This is a genomic window from Nonomuraea sp. H19 (assembly GCF_052068215.1).
In the GTDB taxonomy this organism is placed as follows: Bacteria; Actinomycetota; Actinomycetes; order Streptosporangiales; family Streptosporangiaceae; genus Nonomuraea.
The window spans coordinates 1-4,565 of record NZ_JBQHCV010000089.1 but is presented as its reverse complement, the minus strand read 5'-3'; the positions used below and the strand labels follow the sequence as shown (position 1 = coordinate 4,565).

Sequence of the window (4,565 nt, the reverse complement as noted above, 5' to 3'; positions counted from 1 at the left end):
GCCTCGTCACGTACCTACCTCTTCCAGACTTCTGTCAGCTTATGTAGCCGACTGTCTGGAATCTGCTGGGCACCTCACTCGTTACCATCGCCGTCCAGGTCGATGCCAATGCCTAGAGCGTTGGCGGGAGCGGTGGTGGCGGTAAACACCGCGATAGTGCAGACGATGAGTGCGCAGAGTTTGCGGAGCATGGATGCGTTCTCCTTGTCGAGGACAATACGAAGGCGAACGCAGACGATCATAACTCGCATGATCGTGTCACACAATGGGTCATCTCGCATTTACTCTCCGCATCTCACGCTGCCTCTCAGTTCGTCAACGATCTCTGTCTAGAGGTCGCGTCCTCTAGACCTAGAAGGTCCCCTAGAGCCTGTATGAGGTTTAGATCATGAGGTTGTTCAGCGCTGATCATTCAGCTTGGTAGGTCATCGCTGGATGACCCCCTCCCTGGTCAGGGCCTCCTATGTCCCAGCCCGTTCCCATATGGGATGCTCTGCGCCATGCAGATAAGAAACGGCAAAATTGACGACGTTGTCCCTATCGTTGCTCTGCACGTGGACAGTTGGCGTTCGGCGTATGCGGGGATCATGCCCGACAGCTTCCTGAACGGACCCCTGACCGACGATCGGCTGACGCTGTGGCGGGAACGGCTGGCTTCGCCTGTGCAGGGTTCAGGGTTGTTCGTCGCTCACGACGGCGATGGAGAGCTGCTTGGCTTTGGCTACCTGCTTCCGGCTCCCGGTGGGCGGATCCTGCTTGACAACCTCCACGTGCGGCCGGGTAGCACTGGCTCAGGCATCGGAACGCAACTGCTGCGGCGAGGGCTGGCGTGGGTGGCGGACGAGCACCCCGGCAGGGAGGTCTATGTGGAGGTGCTCAGTGCGAACACGCGCGCCATCGCCTTTTACGAACGACACGGCGCACGCCGCACGGACGAGCGGATGTGCCGTTTCCAGCAGGGTTTTGAGTTGCCCGAGTTCGAGTACGCCTGGCCGATGAACTGATCGGTTGGATGCGCACCTCGGGCCTGCACGGGACTTCGGATCTTCAGATGGGTTGAAGGCTTCGGATCCACAAGATGGCTCCGCGCAGGTGAAGGCCGGAGAGGTAGCTGTCGGGGGTCTTGTCGAAGCGAAAGGCCAGCCCGCGCCACTCCTTGATCCGATTGATGCAGCGTTCCGCCGTGTTGCGCTGTTTGTATAGATTTTGATCATGGCTGACCGGGCGACCGCCGCGGGAGCCGCGTTTCTTGCGGTTGGCCGCCTGGTCGACCTTCTCCGGGATGACGGCCTTGATCCGGCGTCGGCGCAGATGGAGGCGGTTGCCGCGGGAGGAGTACGCCTTGTCGGCGGCCACCGCGCCCGGGCGGGTGCGCGGGCGGCCGACGGGCAGCCGCACCTTGATCCGCTCCAGCACGGCGCGAAACTGCGGGCTGTCTCCCGCCTGGCCCGGGGTGAGGACGAAGGACAGCGGACGGCATTGCCGCTCGGCGGACAGGTGCACCTTGCTGGTCAGCCCACCTCGCGAGCGGCCCAGCTTGGCCTCCTTCAGCCTTATCCTGCGCCGTAGTCGTAACCGTCGGCGTCCGACCTGATCGGCGTTCTCACCTTCGATGAGGTCCCCGTTTTGAGGGTTTCGCCCCTTTGGCGTAGCCCCTTTTCCTGGTCGGCGGCCTCTTCCAACGCCTTCACGCGCTCGCGGTCGAGGACCATCCCGGCGGCGTGGTGGTGGGCGCGGGCCGTGGTGGAGTCCACGCTGACCAGGTCAAGTGCGACCTGCCCACGAGCAGCGGCCTCTGCGATCATGGCCTGCATCAACTGCTCGAAGATGCCCGCCGTCGCCCACGATCGGAACCGGTCGTAGACGGTGGACCACGGCCCGTACTCGGCGGGCAGATCCCGCCACGGGCTGCCGGTACGAAACCGCCACATCACGGCGTTGAACTGCTGCCGCAGGTCTGGGATGGGGCCTCGCTCACCCAAGGGCAGGTGAGGCTCGATCAAGGACCATTCCTCGTCGGTGAGGTCTCCACGCGTCATGGCGATGGCGTATCAGGATCCAGACCAGAGCGCAGGCGAATCCCTCTGATCCCAACTCCGTACAGGCCCTAGGTGACTGGTGTTTTTTGATCTATCTCGCGTAGGTCTGTCCTGTTGTGTCAGGGTGATCGGTGTTGGTCACCGGGCGTGGGGAGAGATCGAGCGATGGCAGTGGGCCAGACTCCGTTGCAGCCGGGGTTACTGTCTTCCACGGTGAGTTTTGTCGAGGGTCGGCTGGCGCCGAACTCGATCTACGCGGTGCTGCACCGTGAGTGCCGGACTCTGTTTCCGGATGCGATGTTCGCCGACCTGTTCGCTGAGGACGGCCGCAGGTCGGTGCCACCGATGATCGTGGCCGTGGTGATGGTGTTGCAGCGTTTGGAGGGGTTGTCGGATCGGGAAGCGGTGGATCGGTTCGCCTTCGATGTGCGGTGGAAATACGCCGCCGGCGGGCTGGACTTCGACCATCCGGGGTTTGTGCACACCGTGCTGGTGGACATGCGGGCGAGGCTGGCCGCCTCGGACCGGCCGGACCGGATCTTCGAGCGGACGGTGGAGGTGGCCGCTCAGGCGGGCTTGGTCGGCCGCAGGCGGGTGCTGGACTCGGCGCCGATCTATGACGCGGTGGCCACCCAGGACACCGTCACGCTGATCCGCTCGGCGATCCGGGGCCTGCTGCGTGCTGCCGACCGGCCGCTGCGGGAGGCGTTGCGGGCGGTGATCTGCAGCGGGGATGGCTATACCGATCTGGGCAAGCCGGTCATCGACTGGAGTGATACCGCTGAGCGGGAGGCGCTGATCGATTCGCGGGCCAGGGACGGGTTCGCGCTGCTGGCCGTGCTGGAGGGACGGCGGTTGGTGGCTGAGGTGGAGCAGGCGGCGCGGCTGCTGGCCACCGTGCTGGGCCAGGACCTTGAAGCGGGCGAGGACGGCGGGTTCCGGATCGCCCGCAAGGTGGCCAGGGACCGGATCATCTCCACCGTGGATCCGCAGGCGCGGCACGGCCGCAAGACCGTGGCCCGTTCCTTCGATGGTTACAAGGGGCACATCGCCGAGGATCCCGACAGCGAGATCATCACCGCCACTCAGGTGACGCCGGGCAATGTGGGCGACGCCGAGACCGCCGCCGAGCTCCTGGCCGACGTCCTCGCCCCCGAGCGGGCCGGGCAGGCCGGGCAGGCCGAGGTCTATGGCGATGCCGCCTACGGCACCGGGCCGGTGCTGGCCACATTGGAGCAGGCGGGCGTTGAGGCGATGGTCAAGGTCCAGCCGGCCGGCGCGCCGGGTGGGCGGTTCTCCAAGGATGTCTTCACCGTCGATCTGGAGGCCGGGCAGGTCACCTGTCCCAACCGGGTCAGGGTTTCGATCCGGCGGCAAGGCGACGGCGGCGGGGTCGCCCGTTTCGGCGTGGCCTGCGCCGGATGCCCGCTGCGCGAGCGGTGCACCACGGCCAAGGACGGCCGCGAGGTCAAGATCAGCCCGCATGAGGAGCACTTGGCCCGAGGCCGAGAGCGCAGCAGCGATCCCGATTGGCTGGCCCGCTACCGCGCGACCCGGCCCAAGGTCGAACGCAAGATCGCGCATCTGATCCGGCGACGGCACGGCGGACGTCGCGCCCGCGTCCGAGGCGCCATCAAGATCGACGCTGACTTCTCCCTGCTGGCTGCCGCTGTCAACCTCGCTCGTCTGGCGGTCCTTGGTATCAGCTCCGCCCCAGGCGGGTGGTGGGCTGCTGCAGGGACGTGACCAGGGCGAACACCCAGATCTCCAGCCGGGGACGGCCGCAGGGCGCCCCCAGCGGCCTTGTGGATAACTCCGGAGACCGCATGATCGCCGGATCCACGCCACCGGGTCAGTGTTTCTCAACCAGCACGCAGAACCGGCGCTGAGCGAGTCACCCGGAATCGTCCGGTCGGGATGACCCGCTTAACACCAGCCACCTAGAGCCGAACCCATTGATCTACCTTGTGTCTAGGGTCTAGAGGCCGCCATCCTCAGAGGCTCGATCCCCGGCACAGTGAGCGTTTGACGAGCAGGCCCTTGTGCCTCTAGCCGTCACACCCCGCCTATGGAACGAGCCGAGAAAGCGCACGTTAACGGGCGTGGCGCCCCGCTTGCCGGCGACGAGGTCGCGCTCTTCGTCCAGGATCGTCCAGTGCTCGACCAGCTCGTCGATGTGCATCGAGAGGTGTTTCATGTCCGCCCAGCATTGACCAGGCAAGTCACAGCAAGATCAACGCCGTTGTACTGGGGCTCATGACACGTTTCTTACCGGCACGTCCGCAGTGAGTTCAGCCGGACTGAAGGACATTCATCGCGAACATGCGCAAGTTCGGTTGGTGAGACCTGAAAACACGGGGAGTTCGCCGGAGTCCAGGCATCATGCCCAGGAGGGATCACGGATGGGTTGTCTGATCGAGCTCGTCGGCAAGTATGGTTACGTAGGCGAGTAACAACGACAGCGTCTGTCGGTCAGTTGCGACAGCGATCGTTCAGCGCGGGAGACGATGTCGGTGAGAAGAAGCA

3 protein-coding genes and 1 pseudogene are annotated in these 4,565 nt (G+C 65.0%); 2 read left to right on the top strand and 2 right to left on the bottom strand.

Annotation, left to right across the window (positions count from 1 at the left end; all coding sequences use genetic code 11):
* Positions 1 to 74 precede the first annotated feature (74 nt).
* Positions 75 to 242 carry a hypothetical protein gene (locus ACTMTI_RS56490; RefSeq protein ID WP_441129337.1) on the bottom strand — a complete coding sequence of 56 codons (168 nt, stop codon included), beginning with the start codon at positions 240 to 242 and terminating at the stop codon, positions 75 to 77.
* A 258-nt stretch (positions 243 to 500) separates the two neighbouring features.
* On the opposite strand from ACTMTI_RS56490, the gene ACTMTI_RS56485 reads away from it, so the two are divergent.
* Positions 501 to 1,004, top strand: coding sequence for an N-acetyltransferase family protein (locus tag ACTMTI_RS56485; RefSeq protein ID WP_441129336.1), 504 nt, complete (start codon positions 501 to 503; stop codon positions 1,002 to 1,004).
* 43 nt (positions 1,005 to 1,047) lie between these two features.
* Here the strand turns inward: ACTMTI_RS56485 and ACTMTI_RS56480 are convergent.
* Positions 1,048 to 2,039, bottom strand: a pseudogene (locus tag ACTMTI_RS56480) (IS5 family transposase).
* A gap of 213 nt (positions 2,040 to 2,252) precedes the next feature.
* On the opposite strand from ACTMTI_RS56480, the gene ACTMTI_RS56475 reads away from it, so the two are divergent.
* Positions 2,253 to 3,785 (top strand): IS1182 family transposase, encoded by a 1,533-nt coding sequence (locus ACTMTI_RS56475; RefSeq protein WP_441129335.1) that lies wholly within the window; start codon positions 2,253 to 2,255, stop codon positions 3,783 to 3,785.
* The last annotated feature ends 780 nt before the right edge of the window (positions 3,786 to 4,565 follow it).

Coding starts and splice junctions, on each gene's coding strand:
- ACTMTI_RS56490 (WP_441129337.1), bottom strand. CDS start 242: ATGATCGTCTGCGTTCGCCTTCGTATTGTCCTCGACAAGGAGAACGCA.
- ACTMTI_RS56485 (WP_441129336.1), top strand. CDS start 501: ATGCAGATAAGAAACGGCAAAATTGACGACGTTGTCCCTATCGTTGCT.